The organism is Humibacillus xanthopallidus, assembly GCF_006716675.1.
Taxonomy (GTDB): domain Bacteria; phylum Actinomycetota; class Actinomycetes; order Actinomycetales; family Dermatophilaceae; genus Humibacillus; species Humibacillus xanthopallidus_B.
The window spans coordinates 230,804-247,016 of record NZ_VFPM01000002.1; the positions used below are offsets into that span (position 1 = coordinate 230,804).

Annotated in this window: 17 protein-coding genes; 12 read left to right on the forward strand and 5 right to left on the reverse strand. The window is 72.0% G+C overall.

The window, feature by feature from the left end:
- Nucleotides 1-8: 8 nt before the first annotated feature.
- Nucleotides 9-2,342, reverse strand: a complete 2,334-nt coding sequence (locus FBY41_RS09005; protein WP_141843670.1) for an RNA degradosome polyphosphate kinase — start codon at nucleotides 2,340-2,342, stop codon at nucleotides 9-11.
- Nucleotides 2,343-2,472: 130 nt separating this feature from the next.
- A complete protein-coding gene (gene mshD / locus FBY41_RS09010; protein WP_141843672.1) occupies nucleotides 2,473-3,390 on the reverse strand; it encodes a mycothiol synthase in 918 nt (305 codons plus the stop codon).
- A gap of 253 nt (nucleotides 3,391-3,643) precedes the next feature.
- Between mshD and FBY41_RS09015 the strand changes: the two genes are divergently transcribed.
- Nucleotides 3,644-5,518, forward strand: a complete 1,875-nt coding sequence (locus tag FBY41_RS09015) for a bifunctional metallophosphatase/5'-nucleotidase (protein WP_141843674.1) — start codon at nucleotides 3,644-3,646, stop codon at nucleotides 5,516-5,518.
- Nucleotides 5,519-5,623: 105 nt separating this feature from the next.
- Here the strand turns inward: FBY41_RS09015 and FBY41_RS09020 are convergent, their stop codons facing one another.
- The gene (locus tag FBY41_RS09020) at nucleotides 5,624-6,319 is read right to left on the reverse strand and encodes a response regulator transcription factor (protein ID WP_141843676.1); all 696 of its coding nucleotides are present in this window, start codon (nucleotides 6,317-6,319) and stop codon (nucleotides 5,624-5,626) included.
- A 115-nt stretch (nucleotides 6,320-6,434) separates the two neighbouring features.
- On the opposite strand from FBY41_RS09020, the gene FBY41_RS09025 reads away from it, so the two are divergent.
- Together FBY41_RS09025 and FBY41_RS09030 are read left to right on the forward strand one after the other, a co-directional pair.
- On the forward strand, nucleotides 6,435-6,701 hold the full coding sequence (locus FBY41_RS09025) for a MoaD/ThiS family protein (protein ID WP_141843678.1): 267 nt from the start codon (nucleotides 6,435-6,437) through the stop codon (nucleotides 6,699-6,701).
- A gap of 6 nt (nucleotides 6,702-6,707) precedes the next feature.
- Entirely contained in the window at nucleotides 6,708-7,565 is an 858-nt protein-coding gene (locus FBY41_RS09030; protein ID WP_141843680.1) for a hypothetical protein, read from the forward strand.
- A gap of 46 nt (nucleotides 7,566-7,611) precedes the next feature.
- Here the strand turns inward: FBY41_RS09030 and FBY41_RS09035 are convergent, their stop codons facing one another.
- Nucleotides 7,612-7,983, reverse strand: a complete 372-nt coding sequence (locus tag FBY41_RS09035) for a DsrE family protein (protein WP_141843682.1) — start codon at nucleotides 7,981-7,983, stop codon at nucleotides 7,612-7,614.
- 22 nt (nucleotides 7,984-8,005) lie between these two features.
- On the opposite strand from FBY41_RS09035, the gene FBY41_RS09040 reads away from it, so the two are divergent.
- The 9 genes from FBY41_RS09040 (at nucleotide 8,006) to FBY41_RS09080 (ending at nucleotide 15,041) form a co-directional block, all read left to right on the forward strand.
- Nucleotides 8,006-8,503: an FABP family protein gene (locus FBY41_RS09040; protein WP_141843684.1), complete on the forward strand. Its 498-nt coding sequence runs from the start codon at nucleotides 8,006-8,008 to the stop codon at nucleotides 8,501-8,503.
- 60 nt (nucleotides 8,504-8,563) lie between these two features.
- On the forward strand, nucleotides 8,564-9,652 hold the full coding sequence (gene ygfZ, locus FBY41_RS09045; RefSeq protein ID WP_141843686.1) for a CAF17-like 4Fe-4S cluster assembly/insertion protein YgfZ: 1,089 nt from the start codon (nucleotides 8,564-8,566) through the stop codon (nucleotides 9,650-9,652).
- A 136-nt stretch (nucleotides 9,653-9,788) separates the two neighbouring features.
- On the forward strand, nucleotides 9,789-10,643 hold the full coding sequence (locus FBY41_RS09050; protein ID WP_141843688.1) for a 3-keto-5-aminohexanoate cleavage protein: 855 nt from the start codon (nucleotides 9,789-9,791) through the stop codon (nucleotides 10,641-10,643).
- A 315-nt stretch (nucleotides 10,644-10,958) separates the two neighbouring features.
- Complete coding sequence (locus FBY41_RS09055; protein ID WP_141843689.1) at nucleotides 10,959-11,420, forward strand: helix-turn-helix domain-containing protein; 462 nt, start codon at nucleotides 10,959-10,961, stop codon at nucleotides 11,418-11,420.
- Between the two features lies 1 nt (nucleotide 11,421).
- Complete coding sequence (locus FBY41_RS09060) at nucleotides 11,422-12,480, forward strand: hypothetical protein (RefSeq protein WP_185748988.1); 1,059 nt, start codon at nucleotides 11,422-11,424, stop codon at nucleotides 12,478-12,480.
- A 213-nt stretch (nucleotides 12,481-12,693) separates the two neighbouring features.
- The gene (locus tag FBY41_RS09065) at nucleotides 12,694-13,692 is read left to right on the forward strand and encodes an asparaginase (RefSeq protein ID WP_185748989.1); all 999 of its coding nucleotides are present in this window, start codon (nucleotides 12,694-12,696) and stop codon (nucleotides 13,690-13,692) included.
- 7 nt (nucleotides 13,693-13,699) lie between these two features.
- The gene (gene dtd, locus FBY41_RS09070; RefSeq protein ID WP_141843690.1) at nucleotides 13,700-14,125 is read left to right on the forward strand and encodes a D-aminoacyl-tRNA deacylase; all 426 of its coding nucleotides are present in this window, start codon (nucleotides 13,700-13,702) and stop codon (nucleotides 14,123-14,125) included.
- Nucleotides 14,126-14,165: 40 nt separating this feature from the next.
- Entirely contained in the window at nucleotides 14,166-14,474 is a 309-nt protein-coding gene (locus FBY41_RS09075; RefSeq protein WP_141843692.1) for a DUF2516 family protein, read from the forward strand.
- Nucleotides 14,475-14,543: 69 nt separating this feature from the next.
- Complete coding sequence (locus FBY41_RS09080; protein WP_141843694.1) at nucleotides 14,544-15,041, forward strand: phosphomannose isomerase type II C-terminal cupin domain; 498 nt, start codon at nucleotides 14,544-14,546, stop codon at nucleotides 15,039-15,041.
- A 137-nt stretch (nucleotides 15,042-15,178) separates the two neighbouring features.
- Here the strand turns inward: FBY41_RS09080 and FBY41_RS09085 are convergent, their stop codons facing one another.
- Complete coding sequence (locus tag FBY41_RS09085; protein WP_141843697.1) at nucleotides 15,179-16,210, reverse strand: MEDS domain-containing protein; 1,032 nt, start codon at nucleotides 16,208-16,210, stop codon at nucleotides 15,179-15,181.
- Nucleotides 16,211-16,213 lie beyond the last annotated feature (3 nt).

A 16,213-nucleotide genomic window follows, 5' to 3' on the forward strand; every position in this document is an offset into this window, starting at 1 on the left:
TCGGCCGGTCAGCGGCGGCGGGCCTTGCGCCGGCGCTTGTCGTGACGCTCGATGAGCTTCTCCTGCACGTCGTCGAGCGGCTCGCCGCTCTCGCTGAGGTGGTGGCGGACCCAGCGTCCGTCGGAGCCGAGATCCCACCGCGACGTCGTGTCGGCGAAGGCGAGGTCGAGCAGGTCGGCGAACTCGAGGATGTGGCTCGGCTCGGTGATGCGCACGAGGGCCTCGACCCGGCGGTCGAGGTTGCGGTGCATCATGTCGGCGCTGCCGATGTAGACCTGCGGGTCGCCGCCGTGGTCGAACCAGAAGACGCGCGAGTGCTCGAGGAAGCGGCCGAGCACCGACCGCACGCGGATGTTCTCGGAGAGGCCCTCGACGCCGGGCCGGAGCGCGCAGATGCCGCGCACCCAGACGTCGACCTTCACGCCGGCGATGCTCGCGCGGTAGAGGGAGTCGATGACCGCCTCGTCGACCATCGAGTTGACCTTGATGACGATGTGACCGGGAGGCGCCGACTCGTCACGGTCCTCGTGGATCTCGATCTCCTGCTCGACGAGGTCGATGAGACCGGAGCGCACCGAGCGCGGCGCGACGAGGAGGCGCTTGAACCGGCTGCGCGGCGCGAAGCCCGAGAGAAGGTTGAAGAGGCGCGAGAGGTCCTCGCCCACCTGCGGGTCGGTCGTGAAGAGGCCGAAGTCCTCGTAGACCCTGGCCGTCTTGGGGTTGTAGTTGCCCGTGCCGATGTGGCAGTAGCGCACGAGGCCCTCGGCCTCCTGGCGCACGACGAGGCAGAGCTTGGCGTGCGTCTTCAGCCCGACGACGCCGTAGACGACGTGGACGCCAGCCTCCTCGAGCTTGCGCGCCCACGAGATGTTGTTGACCTCGTCGAAGCGGGCCTTGATCTCGACGACCGCGAGCACCTGCTTGCCGGCCTCGGCGGCGTCGATGAGGGCGTCGATGATCGGGGAGTCGCCGGAGGTGCGATAGAGCGTCTGCTTGATCGCGAGCACCTTGGGGTCGCCCGCCGCCTGCTCGATGAAGGCCTGCACCGACGTCGAGAACGAGTGGTAGGGGTGCTGGACGAGCACGTCCTTGTTGCGGACGGCCGTCAGCAGGTCGATGGCCTTGGCGCTCTCGGTCGGCGCGAAGTCCGGGTGGGTGCGCGGGAAGAACTTCGCGAACTCGAGGTCGGAGCGGTCGATGTCGGCGACGGTGAAGAGGCCGCGCAGGTCGAGGGGCGTGGGCAGCCGGTAGATCTCGCGGTCGCTGATCTGCAGCTCGCGGGCGAGCATGTCGAGCACCTTGGGGTCGATCTCGTCCTCGACCTCGAGGCGGATCGGTGGCCCGAAGCGCCGCCGCGTCAGCTCCTTCTCGAGGGCCGTGAGGAGGTTCTCCGCGTCGTCCTCCTCGACCTCGAGGTCCTCGTTGCGGGTGACGCGGAAGGAGAAGTGCTCCTGCACGAGCATGCCGGGGAAGAGCTGGTCGAGGTGGCTCGCGATGACGTCCTCGAGCGGCACGAAGCGCTTGCGCTCGATCTCGGAGTCGATGTCCTCCTCGACGAGGATGAAGCGCGGCAGGCTCGGCGGCACCTTGACCCGGGCGAAGTGCTCCGAGCCGGTCTTGGGGTTCTGGAGCAGTACCGCGAGGTTGAGCGAGAGCCCGGAGATGTAGGGGAAGGGGTGGGCCGGGTCGACGGCGAGCGGGGTGAGGACGGGGAAGACGCGGTCGGCGAAGAAGAAGTGGAGGGGCTCGCGGTCGTCGTCGTCGAGGTCGTCCCAGCGCACGATGGTGATGCCCTCCTCCTCGAGGGAGGGGCGCACGTCGTGCTGGAAGACCGACGCGTGCTGGTGCATGAGCTCGTGGGCGAGCCGGGCGATGCGCTCGATGAGCTCGCGCGGCTCGAGACCCGCAGCCGTGCGGACGGCGAGGCCGGTGGCGATGCGGCGCTTGAGGCCCGCCACCCGCACCATGAAGTACTCGTCGAGGTTGTTGGCGAAGATCGCGAGGAAGCGGGTGCGCTCGAGGAGCGGCACCGCGGGGTCCATCGCGAGCTGAAGCACCCGCTCGTTGAACTGGAGCCACGACAGCTCGCGCTCGAGGTAGCGGTCGGCGGGCAGGTCGTCGGTGGGCTCCGGCTGCGTCGCGGTGCCGACGAACCGGCCGTTCGGGCCTCGGGCCGGCACCCGTCGCCCCTGCACCGTGCTCGTGAAGGAGCTGACCTCGGGCTCGAGGCCCTCGCTCATGGCGCCGTCCTCGGCTCGGGGCGCGTCGCGATCCTCCAGCTCCGCACCCGCGCTCGTGCTCGTGTCGTCGAGGTCGGTGGTCGTGAGGCTCCCGGTGCTCATGTGCCCATGGTGGCACCGATCCGGCCGGCTGGGGTCAACATGTCTCGCCCCCTGAGGTGCCCGCTCCACGAGTCCGTATGCCGTCCGGCCCGTCCTGCTCGCCAGCGCGCCCGCGTCGCGCGGGGGTCCTTCAGGGACGGGCGAACTGCTGGTGCACCTCGACGTCGGTGAAGCCCAGCGCCGAGTAGGTGCGCACGGCCGCGACGTTCTCCTCGTCGACGTAGAGCACGACCCGAGCCAGGCCGAGCGAGCGCAGGTGGTCGAGGCCGAGCACGGTGACGAGCCGGCCCAGGCCCTGGCCCTGGCGCTCGGGCGACACCGCGACGACGTAGACCTCGCCGACCTCGCCGTCCGGAGGGTCGACCTTGGTCCAGTGCGAGGCCGCGAGCCGGTCGGGGTCGTCGGCGTCGACGACGAGGATGAGGCCGGCGGGGTCCCACCACGGCTGGGCGATCCGTTGCTCGAGGTCGGGGCGACGAAGCGAGCCCTGCTCGGGGTGGTGGGCGAAGGCGGCCGCGTTGAGGGCCAGCCACGCGTCCTCGTCGCGTCCGCGCTCGAAGGTCCGGACGGCATACCCCGCCGGCACGTCAGCGGCGGGCCACGGCGGCCCGGACCGCAGCGAGCGGCCCATGACGTGCAGGCGGCGCACCGGCTCGAGCCCGAGGGCGGCGGCGAAGGAGGAGGCCGCGGCGGCGCTCGCGCCCGAGCCGTGGCTCCAGATGCGGGCGTCGCGCGGGAGGGCTGCTGCCAGGGCCCGGCCGACGCCCTGGCGTCGTGCGGCCGGGGCGACGACGAGCTCGGCCGACGGGGGCTCGCCCTCCACGCCGAGCCGGGACTGGGCGTAGCCCACGACCGCGCCAGCGGCGTCGAGGGCGAGCACGTGGTCGACGCCGTCGACCTCGCGCGCCCCCGCCGACAGGCGGAACTGCTCCGAGAGCGGCGCGAAGCCGTCGTGCCGGGTCGCCTCTTGCGCGAGCGCGACGACCGCGTCGCTCTCCGCAGCGGTCAGCGGGTGCTCGCGATCACGGACGACGAGGGTCGGCGGCATACCGCGATACCACCAAACCCCGATCGAAAGAGCAATCCGTCGCCTCCCCCACCCATCGACAGAGCAGTTCGTCGCCGAGCGATCGACAGAGCAATCCGTCCGCCCGAGCAGCCGCGTCGCCGCGGGTCTTCCCGCCCGCATCCGCAGCGTCATCAGTCTTTTACCTGAGAACCCACATTTGGCACTCAGCCGCGGCTAGCCTCCCTAGGGATGCCCACGGGCACCGATCACCACCGATGAGCAAGGGGAAGACATGTCCCGTTCCACCCGCCGCGTCGCCGGGGTCGCCGGCATCGCAGTCGCCGGCGTCTGCGCTGCGGCCGCGCTCGCAGCGCCGGCTCTTGCCGACAACGGCAACCAGAAGAGCGACCCGCAAGGCCCGCTGGTCAACGTCCAGCTCCTGTCGTTCAACGACTTCCACGGCAACCTCGAGGCACCCTCCGGATCGAGCGGACGCATCGTCGTCGACCACGCTCCCGACGCGAAGGACGCGGACAAGGACGGCAACACGGAGGAGCCGGCCGACGTCACGGTTGACGCCGGGGGCGTCGAGTACCTCTCGTCCCACCTCGCCGAGGCCCGCAAGGGTCACCGCAACACGCTCACCGTCGCCGCCGGTGACATCGTGGGCGCCTCGCCGCTGCTGTCGGCCGCTTTCCACGACGAGCCGACGATCCTCGCGATGAACAAGCTCGGTCTCGACGTCACGTCGGTCGGCAACCACGAGTTCGACGAGGGCTACAAGGAGATCCAGCGCCTCGCCAACGGTGGCTGCATCGACGACGGCGACGGCCAGAACAACCAGAACTCCTGCCCGACGGGCTCCTTCCCGGGCGCGAGCTTCGACATCCTCGCGGCGAACGTCATCGAGAAGGCGAGCGGCAAGACGATCCTGCCCGCCTACTCGATCAAGAACGTCAACGGCGCGAAGATCGGCTTCATCGGCATGACCCTCAAGGACACGCCCAACATCGTCACGGCCGCAGGCGTCGCCGGGCTGGAGTTCACCGACGAGGTCAAGACCGCGAACGCGCTCGTCCCGGAGCTGCGCAAGCAGGGCGTCAAGGCCATCGTCGTGCTCATCCACCAGGGCGGCACGCCGACGAAGCAGCCGTGGACCAACCCCACGACGAACAAGGGCTACCTCGCCAACCCGGTCTACGACTGGGCGTGCCAGGGCGGCGGCGACCTCACCCAGGACTCCGCGATCCTGCCGATCGCGGCGAACCTCGACCCCGAGATCGACATGATCGTCTCGGGTCACACGCACCAGCCCTACGTGTGTGACGTCAAGGACCCGGCCCACCAGTCGCGCCTCGTGACCTCGGCGTCCTCGTTCGGCCGGCTCTTCACGGAGACGAACCTCCAGTACGACCGCCGCACGCAGGACATCGTGCGCAGCTCGGTCGCGGGGACGAACATGATCGTCACGCGCGGCACGAAGGACCCGGCCCAGACCGAGCTCATCAACGAGTACAAGGAGCTCGTCCGGCCGATCGCGTCCAAGGTCATCGGCCACATCACCCAGGACGTCCTCAAGGGCGGAGCGGGCGTCAACGCCGGCGGCGAGTCGCAGCTCGGAGACCTCATCGCCGACGCTCAGCTCGCCGACCCGTCGGTCGTCACGGGCGGTGAGAAGCCGGTCATCGCCTTCATGAACCCCGGTGGCATCCGCGCCGACCTCAGCTACGCCACGTCTCCCTACGGTGAGGCGCCCGGTGACGTCACCTACGACGAGGCGTTCACGGTCCAGCCGTTCAACAACTACCTCGTGTCGATGACGCTGACCGGCGCCCAGATCAAGGAGATCCTCGGCCAGCAGTGGTCCGGCAGCAACGCCGGCACCGGCAAGAAGATCCTCCAGGTCTCGAAGGGCTTCACCTACAGCTACACGGGCACGACGCTCGGCGCGGTGACGCTCAACGGCAGCCCGCTCGTCGACGGCCAGTCCTACCGGATCGTGACGAACAACTTCCTGCAGGGCGGCGGTGACGGCTTCCCGACCTTCACGAAGGGCACGAACGTCTACTACGGCGGGCTCGACATCGACGCGTTCGCCAATTACCTCGCCTCGTTCAACCCGACCGGCTACACGCCCGGTCCGCTGGACCGGATCACCGGCAGCTGACCGAGGGCCGAACCCGGCACCACCACGAGGTATGCCGCCCCGCTCGCCGAGCGGGGCGGCATACCGCTGTCTGGGGCGGGGGCCGCTCGGGCGGGGCCGAGGAGCTCAGGCGCCGACCGGGGCGTCGCTCGGGCGGTCGGGCACGAGGCGGTAGCCGACGTTGCGCACGGTGCCGATGAGGGCCTCGTGGTCGGGGCCGAGCTTGGCGCGCAGCCGCCGCACGTGCACGTCGACGGTGCGGGTGCCGCCGTAGTAGTCGTAGCCCCAGACCTCCTGGAGCAGCTGGGCGCGGGTGAAGACCCGGCCCGGGTGCTGCGCGAGGTACTTGAGCAGCTCGAACTCCTTGTAGGTCAGGTCGAGGGCGGCACCGCGGAAGCGCGCCGAGTAGCTGGCCTCGTCGATGACGAGCTCGCCCGAGGTGATCGGCATGTCGAGGTCGGCATCGTCGTCCTGGCCCTTCGTCATGGCGAGGCGCAGCCGGGCGTCGACCTCGGCCGGGCCCGCGGTGTCGAGCAGGACGTCGTCGAGGCCCCACTCCGCCGTCAGCCCGGCGAGGCCGCCCTCGGTGAGGACGGCCAGCAGCGGGGTGCCGATGCCGGTCGTGCGCAGCACGCGGCAGAGCGACCGGGCGCTCGCGAGCTCGCGACGGGCGTCGACGAGGACGATGTCGCAGTCGGGGGAGTCGACGAGGGCGGTGGCCTCGGCCGGCAGGATGCGTACCGTGTGGCTGAGCAGGCCGAGGGCAGGCAGGACCTCGGCGCTCGGAGCGAGCGCGTTGGTCAGCAGCAGCAGTCGGGCCATCTCATGCAGGATAGGCGAGACTGGTCACCTGCGGCCGGATCACGCTGCACGGTGAGACGCCGCGCGGACGCTCCCGGCGCAGCGTGAGACGGCGACGACGAGCGCAGGGAGAGACATGACGGTCGAGGAGACCCGGGCCGTGGTGACGGTGCGGTACTGGGCTGCGGCCAGGGCCGCGACCGGCGTCGACTCCCAGACCCTCGAGGTCGCGGTGCCCACGACGGTCGGCGTCGTCGTCGAGGCCGCCGTCGCGGCCCATCCGGCGCTCGAGCGTGTCTCGCGCGTCGCCACCTTCCTGCTCGACGGACGCTCCGTCGGCCGTGACGCGGTGGTCGCGGACGGTGCGAGCCTCGAGGTCTTGCCCCCCTTCGCCGGCGGGTGATGCACAATGGCGCCCGTGCCTGACGACGACGCCGCCACCGCCCCCGTGGGCGCGACCGGCCTGCCGCGCGCCCGGGCCGCCTCGGACCGATCGGCGCCGCCGGCCGCGGCCGGCATCCGCTGGGTGGGGGTCGGGGTCACGCTCGTCGCCGCCGTCGCGCTCCTGCTCGCCGCGACGTGGGGGTATGCCGCCCTGCTCGCAGTCACCCTCGTGCTCGCCCTCGCCGTGGCCTGGGGGTGGCCGCCGGTGGCGGAGTCGCACACGCCCGATGCCACCTCGATCGTGCTCGCGCTCTCGGCCGTCGCCATCGTGCTGAGCGCCCTGCGCGACGACCTCGAGTGGCTCGCGGCCGCGGTTGCCTTCGGCATCCTCGTGTCGTTCTGCGCGCAGCTCATCCGGCCGCCGCAGCGGGAGGGTCTCGTGCTGACCCTCCTCGCGTCGTTCGGCGGCCTCGTCGTCATCGCCTCGGGCACCTCCGCCGTCGTGGCGGCCTCCTCGTCGACGGGCGCGGCCGTGGCGGCCGTCGGCGGCGCTGCGGTCGTTGCGGCGGTGGCCGCGGACCTGCTCTCCGGGGTGGTGGCCGGGGCTGTTCGCGACGAGCGGGCCGCGGGCGGAGTGCTCGCCGCGGTCGCCCTCGGCGCGGCCGTCGCCGGGGCCGTGCTCGTCGGCACCCGGTTCGACGAGGTCGGTGCCGGAGCGGCGGCCGTCGTCGGAGCCGTCGCGGGGCTCGTCTCGTGGGCGCTGCGGCGTGTGCTCGTCCTCCAGCCGGCCGTGGCGACGGTGCGCGGCCAGGTCGGCGCATCGGTCGCGTCGGTGCTCGTCGTCGGAGCCGTCCTGCACACCGTCGCCACCGTCCTCGCCTGACGACACCACGCCTCACGCGGGGCCGGTCCCGCAGACGTGGGGTGGGTCAGTAGACGAGCGCCTGGGCTCCTGGCTCCATGACCTCCTCGACGAAGGCTGCGGCGCCGCGGATCTGCGCGCCCTCGAGGAGGTCGCCATCGGTCAGCTGACGCCGCGCGGCACACTGGGAGCAGACCGTGACCCGGCCCTCGGCGAGCAGGGCGTCGCGCAGGTCGGCCAGGCGGGCGGCATACGGCAGCTCGAACTCCTCGGCGCGGCCGGGCACCGCCAGCCACGACGCCTCCCCCGTGAGCCACAGCGACACCTCGACGCCGCTCGCGACGGCGGTCGCAGCGACGGTGAAGGCCTGCGACAGCCGCTCCGGCGCCTCGACACCGGAGGTCAGCTTGACGACGAGCGTGCGCGCGGGGGAGTCCATGCGCTCAGGCTACGATCGCCGCATGTTCAACCTCGACCAGGACATCCCCGAGCCGCTGCGTCCGCTGGCGTGGCTCATCGGTCGCTGGGAGGGCGCCGGCGTCGTCGGCTACCCGACCATCGAGGAGGCCAACTTCGGTCAGGAGATCGAGGTGACGCACGACGGGCGCGGCTTCCTCAAGTGGGAGAGCCGGGCCTGGATCCTCGACAAGGAGACCGGCGAGCGGGTGCGTCCCGCAGCGGTCGAGTCCGGCTTCTGGCGCCCGCTCGAGGGCGGGGAGGTCGAGCTGCTCCTCGCCCACCCCACCGGCATCCTCGAGCTCTACTACGGCACGATGGAGCCGGCCAAGATCCAGCTGAAGACCGACGGCGTGCTCCGGGCCCCCGGCGCCAAGGAGTACAACGCGGCGACCCGGATGTACGGCCTCGTCGAGTCGCAGCTCTTCTGGGTCATGGACATGGCCGCCGTCGGCCAGGAGCTGCAGAGCCACGTCTCGGCGCGGCTCAAGCGCGTGGAGTGACGGGCGGGCCGCAGCGGCGAGGGCCGTTGACGGAATGTCGCTCGGCCGTGCGATGGTTGCATGGTGGTGAGTGACGTGACGCAGGTGCCGACCGATAGTGAGCCCGACGTGCCGGAAGGGGGGCCCGCGGGCGACGCGCCGCGCAGCCCGCTGCTGGACCGGCCGGGAGCCGTGGCCGGTGAGGGGCTCGACAGGACGGTGGCGCTCCACTACGGCGACCCGATGCGCGAGCAGCGCATGCTCGACGAGGGGCTCGGCGTCGTCGACCTCGGCAACCGCGAGGTCATCACCGTCACCGGGCCCGACCGGCTCAGCTGGCTCAACTCCCTGACGACCCAGCTGCTGCTCGACCTGCCGCCCCGCGAGTCGCGCGAGGCCCTCATCCTCTCGCCCAAGGGCCACGTCGAGCACGCCCTGCACCTCGTCGACGACGGCGAGACGACGTGGATCACCACCGAGCCCGGGGCCGGCGCAGCCCTCGTGGCGTGGCTCGAGCGGATGAAGTTCATGCTCCGCGTCGAGGTCGCCGACGTCACCGCCGACTGGGCCGTGCTCGGGGAGCCCCACGCCCGAGAGTCTGTCGAGGGCGAGCCGCTCGCCTGGCGCGACCCGTGGCCCGAGCTCGTCGGTGACACGACGGCCTACGGTCCCGTCGACGACCACCCCGGAAGCACCCGCGCGTGGCGCGAGGTCATCGTTCCCCGCACGGATCTCGTTGCGGCAGTGGGTGATCGGCCTCTCGCTGGGTTGTGGGCCGCAGAGGCGCTGCGCGTCGCAGCGTGGCGACCGCGGCTCGGCCTCGAGACCGACCACCGCACGATCGTCCACGAGGTCGACTGGCTCCGCACCGCCGTGCACCTGCACAAGGGCTGCTACCGCGGGCAGGAGACCGTCGCGCGCGTGCACAACCTCGGCCGCCCGCCGCGTCGCCTCGTCTTCCTCCACGTCGACGGCTCGGGCCACATCCTCCCGCCGCTCGGCGCCGAGGTGTATGCCGGTGAGCGCGTCGTCGGCCACCTGACCTCCGTGGGTCGCCACCACACCGACGGTCCGATCGCGCTCGCGATCATCAAGCGCAACACCGACCCGAGCATCGACCTGCTCGTGGGCGGCCTCAGCGCTGCGCAGACCGTCATCGTCGCCCCGTAGTCACCCTCACCCCGCCCGACCCGCGCACCCCCTTGGGCCACTGGTCCCTCGTTCGGCCGCCGACGCGGTGGTATGCCGCCTGGGTGGCTCACGCACCCGTCGCTCGGGCCCGCGGGGTGGCTGGCAGGATGACGGCATGAGCACCGCACGCAGCGCCGCGAGCACGCTGATCACCGTCGCGCCGACCGGGGCGGAGTCCGCCAAGGCCGACGTGCCGGCCCTCCCGACGACTCCGGAGGAGCTCGTCGAGACCGCCGTCGCGTGTGAGCGGGCCGGCGCCGCCCTCATCCACATCCACGTGCGCGACCGCGAGCACCAGCCCACCCTCGACCCCGTGCTCCTCAAGGAAGCCGTCGACGGCGTGCGCGAGGCGACCGACCTCGTCGTCCAGCTGTCGACGGGAGGAGCCATCACCGACCCGCTCGAGCAGCGGCTCACGGTCCTCGACGCCGACCCCGACTCGTGCTCGCTGACGTGCGGCACGACGAACTTCGGTGACGGGGTCTTCCTCAACCCGTGGGGCTTCATGGTCGACCTCTACCGCCTCGCCCAGGAGCGTGAGGTCGTGCCGGAGTTCGAGCTCTTCGAGCTCGGCCACGTGCACGCCCTGCGCCGGCTCATCGACGAGTGCGGCCTGCCCTTCGGCGGCAAGGTCCACGTCGACTTCGTCACCGGCGTGCCCGGCTCGATGCCCGGCACGCCCCAGGCCCTGCTCGCCGGGGTCGCCATGCTGCCTCCCGAGGTGACGAGCTGGTCGGCGACCGGGATCGGCCGGGCGCACCTGCCGATCGTCGCTGCCGCGCTCGCCGCGGGCGGCCACCTGCGCGTCGGCATGGAGGACAACCTCGTCTTCGCCAAGGGGCAGCCGGTCGAGCACAACAGTGAGCTCGTCACTCGGGCCGCGCAGATCGCGACCCTCATGCAGCGACCGCCGATGTCGACGACGGAGGCGCGCGCCACCCTGGCGATCAAGGACCGCCGCACCCGCTGAGCCGGCCGCACGGCATACGGGCGGGTGTGCTGCCGCGAGTGAGCACAGGGACGCCACGACAATCGAAAGAGCAGTTCGTCGCCACCGGGATGCCCCGCGCGGTCCCGTCGAAAGGGCGACGAACTGCTCTTTCGATTGCCAGGGCCTGCAATCAGGCTGACGGAGTGCTCCTTCGATTGACGCGGGATGAGTGCCCGGGTGCCGATCGCGCGGCGAGCGTGAAGCCTGCCGCGGACCCGGGTATGCCGCCGATGTGGGCGGTCTCACGCTGCCCACAGTTTGCATTTTGCTTGCTGTAGTTAGCACAATGGAGACATGAGCAAGCTGCCGCTACCGGGCCTGGGGGCCTACTTGCGCGAACAGCGCGAGAGTGCCCAGCTGTCCCTGCGCCAGCTCGCCGAGATGGCCGGAGTCTCCAACCCCTACCTGTCGCAGATCGAGCGAGGCCTCAAGCGGCCGAGCGCCGAGATCCTGCAGCAGATCGCCAAGGGGCTGCAGGTGTCGGCCGAGTCGCTCTACGTCCGGGCCGGAATCCTCGACGAGCGGGTCGGCGACGACCCGGCCGCCGCCCCCGACGTCCTCTCCGCCATCGCCGCCGACGCCGCCCTCACGGAGCGTCAGCGCGGGGTGCTCGTCGAGATCTACCTGTCCTTCGTCGGAGACGACGACGACCCCCGAACCCCCGGCCGGACGCCGCCACCTCGCGCCCGACGCCGCACCCCTCCGCCCAGCGCCTCCGCTGCCGCGGCCCAGAACGTCACAGAGAAGGAGAACTGAGATGGCTCTCAGCGACAAGATCACCAAGGCCGTCAAGGACGCGCAGAAGCAGGCCGAGGCCACTGCTGCCGACGTTCGCGGCCAGCTCGACGAGATCGAGGGCAAGCTGCCCGAGGTCTCGGTCGACCCTACGCCGTTCTACGCCGTCGTCGGCGCCGCGAACATCGCGCTCGACACGGTCCGCGCGGCTGGTGTCCAGCTCGACCTCGCGCGCAAGCAGGCCCTGGAGCTCGACCTGCGCAAGGGTGCCAAGAAGGAGGCGACCGACATCCAGAAGGACCTCGAGAAGCGCATCGCCGAGCTCCAGAAGAGCACCGCTGCCCTCCAGAAGATCGCGACCTCCTACGCCGACAAGTTCGTCGCCCAAGCGCAGGAGCTGCCCGCGCAGGTGCTCAACCAGGGTCTCGTCATCGCGAGCAACGCCAAGGACCAGTACGACGCTGCCGCCGCTCGCGGTGAGAAGGTCGTGACCGACCTGCGCGCCCAGAGCGAGCGCGCCGCGTTCGACGCCTCGGAGCTGCGGCACGCCGCTGCCATCCGCGGACGTCGCGTCGTCAAGACGGCCGCGTCCGAGGGCAGCAAGCTCGCCTCGAGCGTCGTCGACGTCGTCACCCAGGACGCCTCGAAGATCGGTGCGCAGGTGGAGAAGTCCGCCGAGGCCGTCGAGAAGGCTGCCGCCCCGGTGCCGGCCAAGCGCACGGCCGCCCACCAGCGCGCCATCCGCAAGTCGGCCGCCCAGAAGGCTGCCGCGACGCGCAAGGCCAACGAGGTCGAGGCCACGACGACCCGCAAGGTCGCCGCCCGCAGCTCGGCCACGACCGACGACCCGCAGGCCACCGTGGCCCGCAAGGTCGCCCCGGCCAAGACCGCCGCCAAGAAGACCGCCAAGAAGGCGTCGACCACGACGAAGAAGACGGCCAAGAAGGCTGCGTCGACGACGAAGGCCGCCGCCAGCACGGCGGCTGCCAAGACCGCCGACACCGCCAAGACCGCGGCGGCCAAGACGGCCGACACCGCCACGACGGCCGCCGAGAACGTCACGGGCGTCACGACGAGCTGATCTCGCACCGCACGCAGCAGGGCCGCCATCCTCCGGGGTGGCGGCCCTGTCGCGTCTGCGCCGGACGGCACCCCTGACGTGCCGACGAAGTGCTCCCTCGATTGCCCGGGCGCTCACCGCGCGGGCGCCCTGACCTGCCGACGAAGTGCTCTTTCGATTGGGGCGCGTGGGTGGCCGTCGGGGCGGACTGCACCCTCCGGCATACTGCGGGGCGTGCCCCACCCCCCTGCCTCGACCTCTCCCGCCCTCTCCGCTGCGCCCGTCGTGGCGCACGTCGTGCGCAGCGGTGTCGTCGAGTCGGTGCACCACGGCACCGCCGTCGTGACCGCACCCGACGGCAGCGTGGAGCTCGCCGTCGGAGACCCCGAGGGCGCCGTCCTCCCGCGGTCCTCGAGCAAGCCCTTCCAGGCCCTGGCCATGGTGCGGCACGGTCTCGCGACCGACGGCCGGCTGCTGTCGCTCGCCTGCTCGAGCCACTCCGGCGAGGACTTCCACCTCGAGGCCGTGCGCGAGATCCTCGCCGGCGCGGGCCTGTCGGAGACCGACCTGCAGAACACGCCCGACTACCCCTACGACGAGGCCGCGCGCACCGCCTGGATCGCCTCCGGCAGCCCGAAGCAGTCGATCGCCCAGAACTGCTCGGGCAAGCACGCGTCGATGCTCGCCACGTGCGTCGTCAACGGCTGGGACCCCGCGACCTACCGCGACCCCGGCCACCCGCTCCAGGTCGCGATCACCGAGACGATCGCCGACATCACGGGGAGCCGGCCCGGCGAGGTCGCGGTCGACGGCTGTGGAGCCCCGATCCACGCGATCCCGCTGACGGCGCTCGCGCGCGGGTTCGGTCGCCTCGCGGCCGCCACCGACGGCCCCGAGGCGCGCATCACCCGCGCCATCCGCGCGTTCCCCGAGTACCTCGGCGGCACGACGCGTGACGTCACCGCGCTCGTGCGCGGCGTCGACGGGCTGGTCGCCAAGGACGGCGCCGAGGCGGTGTATGCCGTCGGGCTGGCCGACGGTCGGGGCGTGGCCGTCAAGATCGCCGACGGCTCACCCCGGGCCCGCTCGGTCGTGCTCGCGGCGGTCCTGCGCCGGATCGGGCTCGAGGCCCCTGACGTGCCCGCGACGGTCGACGCGTTCGCCGCGCTCGAGCACGCTCCGGTGCTCGGGCACGGGCAGCCGGTCGGCTCCGTCGTCGCCGTGGGCGTCTGAGGCTGCCGTGCGTGCCGTCCTCCAGCGCGTCTCCCGTGCGAGCGTCAGCGTCGAGGGCGAGGTCGTCGGCGCCATCGACCGACCGGGCCTCCTCGCGCTCGTCGGCGTCACGCACGACGACGGCCCCGACCAGGTCGAGCTCATGGCCCGCAAGATCGCCGAGCTGCGCATCCTGCGCGACGAGCAGAGCGTCACCGACGCCGGCGCGCCCGTCCTCGTCGTCAGCCAGTTCACGCTGCACGCCGACACCCGCAAGGGCCGGCGCCCGTCGTGGTCGGCCGCCGCGCCCGGCCCGGTCGCCGAGCCGGTCATCGCGGACCTCGTCGCTGCCCTGCAGGCGCGCGGCATCGAGGTCGAGCAGGGACGCTTCGGGGCGATGATGGAGGTGTCGCTCGTCAATGACGGCCCCGTCACCCTCGTCATCGACACCTGACGCCTGCTGAAAGCGCCGATACGCGGGTTACGCTGGTGCAATGGAACTGTTCCAGGGCTTCCAGACCGTCGTGCTCTACGCCCTCGGCGCCGGCGCGCTGGCCTGCGAGGTCTTCGCGTTCGTCGACGCGTTGCGCAACCCCGAGGCCGCCTACCTCGCGGCCGGCAAGCGCACCCGCACCTTCTGGCTGGTCTTGCTCGGGGTGGCCATGGCTCTGGGCGTCGTCACCCTCGCCTCCCTCAACCTCTTCGCCCTGCTCGGCTTCGTCGCGGCTGCCGTCTACCTCGCCGACGTGCGCCCCGCGCTGCGGCAGGTGCGCGGGCGTGGCGGCCGCTCCAGCGGGTGGTGAGCACGGCGTCGAGGCGCGCGCAGCACCTGGCGTAGGGCACACTGGGCTCTCACCAACCATGGGGGAGCCATGACAGACCAGCACCAGGGCGGCGCCGCCGTCCCGGCCATCGACCTGGACGCGCACGACCTGCGCGACCCCGTGGTCGACGCCCACGACCACGACGACGAGCTCGCGCCGGCGCACAGCCCGTACGACTACGACCTCGGCGACCGCAACCCGACCGAGGACATCTTCGTCGCGGACCGTCCGTGGGGGCAGTTCCAGCAGTTCGTGTCCAACGAGCAGGTCACGGTGAAGATCATCACCGTGCACCCCGGCCACCGGCTCTCGCTGCAGAAGCACGACCACCGCGGTGAGATGTGGCAGGTCCTCGACGTGCCGATCGACATCATCGTCGACGACCGTGCCTGGCTCGCCCAGCCCGGTGAGACCATCTGGGTGCCGCGCGGCGCGACCCACCGCATGGGCAACTCGGGCGAGCGCCCGGGCCGGCTCCTCGAGGTCGCCTTCGGCCTCTTCGACGAGTCCGACATCGAGCGCCTCCAGGACGACTACGTGCGCTGAGCGCACCCCGGCCCCACCTGGGTCACCAGCCACCGACGACGTATGCCGTCCCCGCCCCCGGGCGCGGACGGCATACGCGCGTCGTGGTGACCCTGCGCGACGGCCTCGCGTGGTAACGACGCGAGGTGCGGCCCCGCTCAGCCGGCCTCGGACGCCGCGACCTCGGGTGCCGTCTCGGACCCCGCGGCCGGGGCGGCCCCGACGAGCTCGGCCCAGACGAGCTTGCCCGAGGGCAGCTCGGTCCAGCCCCACCGGCGCGAGAGGGCCTCGACGATGTCGACCCCTCGGCCGCTGAGGTCGTAGGAGTCGGGGGAGCGGCGGGCCAGCGGGTCATGGGCGGCGTCCTCGACGCCGAGCCGGACGCCGTCCTGCTGACGGTCGAGCACGGCTCGGAACGGTGTCTCGGCGTGCCGCAGGGCGTTGGTGGCCAGCTCGGAGATGACGATCGCGGCGTCGCCGTCGAGGTCGTCCATGCCCCAGGCCCGCAGCACGTCGACGACGAAGTGCCGCGCGGAGGGCACCGACTCGGCGACGGGGAGGTAGACCTCCGAGCACGCGTGGTAGCGGCCGACGGCGACCGGCCGGCCCGACGTGCCCTCGTCGGCTCCGCTGCGGGCGGGGTTGCCGGCGGCGAGGTCGGTGTGCAGGTCGCACACCCGTCGCACGTCGACCTGGCCGGAGTCGGCGAAGTCGGCGGCCGGGTACGCGCAGAGCAGCGAGAAGTCGTGTCGCCGCAGCAGGAAGCGCCACTGCAGCTCGAGGTCGCGGGCGTCCTGCGCGTCCTCGCCCTGCCAGAGGAGCGCGATGAGCTCGCTGTAGACCCGCACGTGCGACCCGTCGCCCGAGGCCCGCGCGAGCAGGTCGGTCACCACGGCGCGGAACCGGCGCGGGTCGAGCACGCCGTCGACGACGAACCGGCGACGGGTCTCGTCGGCGTCGCACGTCAGGTAGTGCCCCTGCACCCGCTCGAGCTCCGGGTCGGCGCCCAGCTGGGCGAGGGCCGCCTCGATGCGGTGGCGGTGGCCGGCGCTCGCGATGAGCAGGGCGTGCTCGGACTGCGCCCACCCGTGCGCCACGAACCGCGCCACGGCCTCGACCTCGCCACTGTCCAGGGCGTGCCAGTTCACTGCATCGCCGTGGGCCCACCTCGGCATGTCGGTGTCCGACATGCC

Coding starts and splice junctions, on each gene's coding strand:
- FBY41_RS09005 (WP_141843670.1), bottom strand. CDS start 2,342: ATGAGCACCGGGAGCCTCACGACCACCGACCTCGACGACACGAGCACG.
- mshD (WP_141843672.1), bottom strand. CDS start 3,390: ATGCCGCCGACCCTCGTCGTCCGTGATCGCGAGCACCCGCTGACCGCT.
- FBY41_RS09015 (WP_141843674.1), top strand. CDS start 3,644: ATGTCCCGTTCCACCCGCCGCGTCGCCGGGGTCGCCGGCATCGCAGTC.
- FBY41_RS09020 (WP_141843676.1), bottom strand. CDS start 6,319: ATGGCCCGACTGCTGCTGCTGACCAACGCGCTCGCTCCGAGCGCCGAG.
- FBY41_RS09025 (WP_141843678.1), top strand. CDS start 6,435: ATGACGGTCGAGGAGACCCGGGCCGTGGTGACGGTGCGGTACTGGGCT.
- FBY41_RS09030 (WP_141843680.1), top strand. CDS start 6,708: ATGGCGCCCGTGCCTGACGACGACGCCGCCACCGCCCCCGTGGGCGCG.
- FBY41_RS09035 (WP_141843682.1), bottom strand. CDS start 7,983: ATGGACTCCCCCGCGCGCACGCTCGTCGTCAAGCTGACCTCCGGTGTC.
- FBY41_RS09040 (WP_141843684.1), top strand. CDS start 8,006: ATGTTCAACCTCGACCAGGACATCCCCGAGCCGCTGCGTCCGCTGGCG.
- ygfZ (WP_141843686.1), top strand. CDS start 8,564: ATGGTGGTGAGTGACGTGACGCAGGTGCCGACCGATAGTGAGCCCGAC.
- FBY41_RS09050 (WP_141843688.1), top strand. CDS start 9,789: ATGAGCACCGCACGCAGCGCCGCGAGCACGCTGATCACCGTCGCGCCG.
- FBY41_RS09055 (WP_141843689.1), top strand. CDS start 10,959: ATGAGCAAGCTGCCGCTACCGGGCCTGGGGGCCTACTTGCGCGAACAG.
- FBY41_RS09060 (WP_185748988.1), top strand. CDS start 11,422: ATGGCTCTCAGCGACAAGATCACCAAGGCCGTCAAGGACGCGCAGAAG.
- FBY41_RS09075 (WP_141843692.1), top strand. CDS start 14,166: ATGGAACTGTTCCAGGGCTTCCAGACCGTCGTGCTCTACGCCCTCGGC.
- FBY41_RS09080 (WP_141843694.1), top strand. CDS start 14,544: ATGACAGACCAGCACCAGGGCGGCGCCGCCGTCCCGGCCATCGACCTG.
- FBY41_RS09085 (WP_141843697.1), bottom strand. CDS start 16,210: ATGTCGGACACCGACATGCCGAGGTGGGCCCACGGCGATGCAGTGAAC.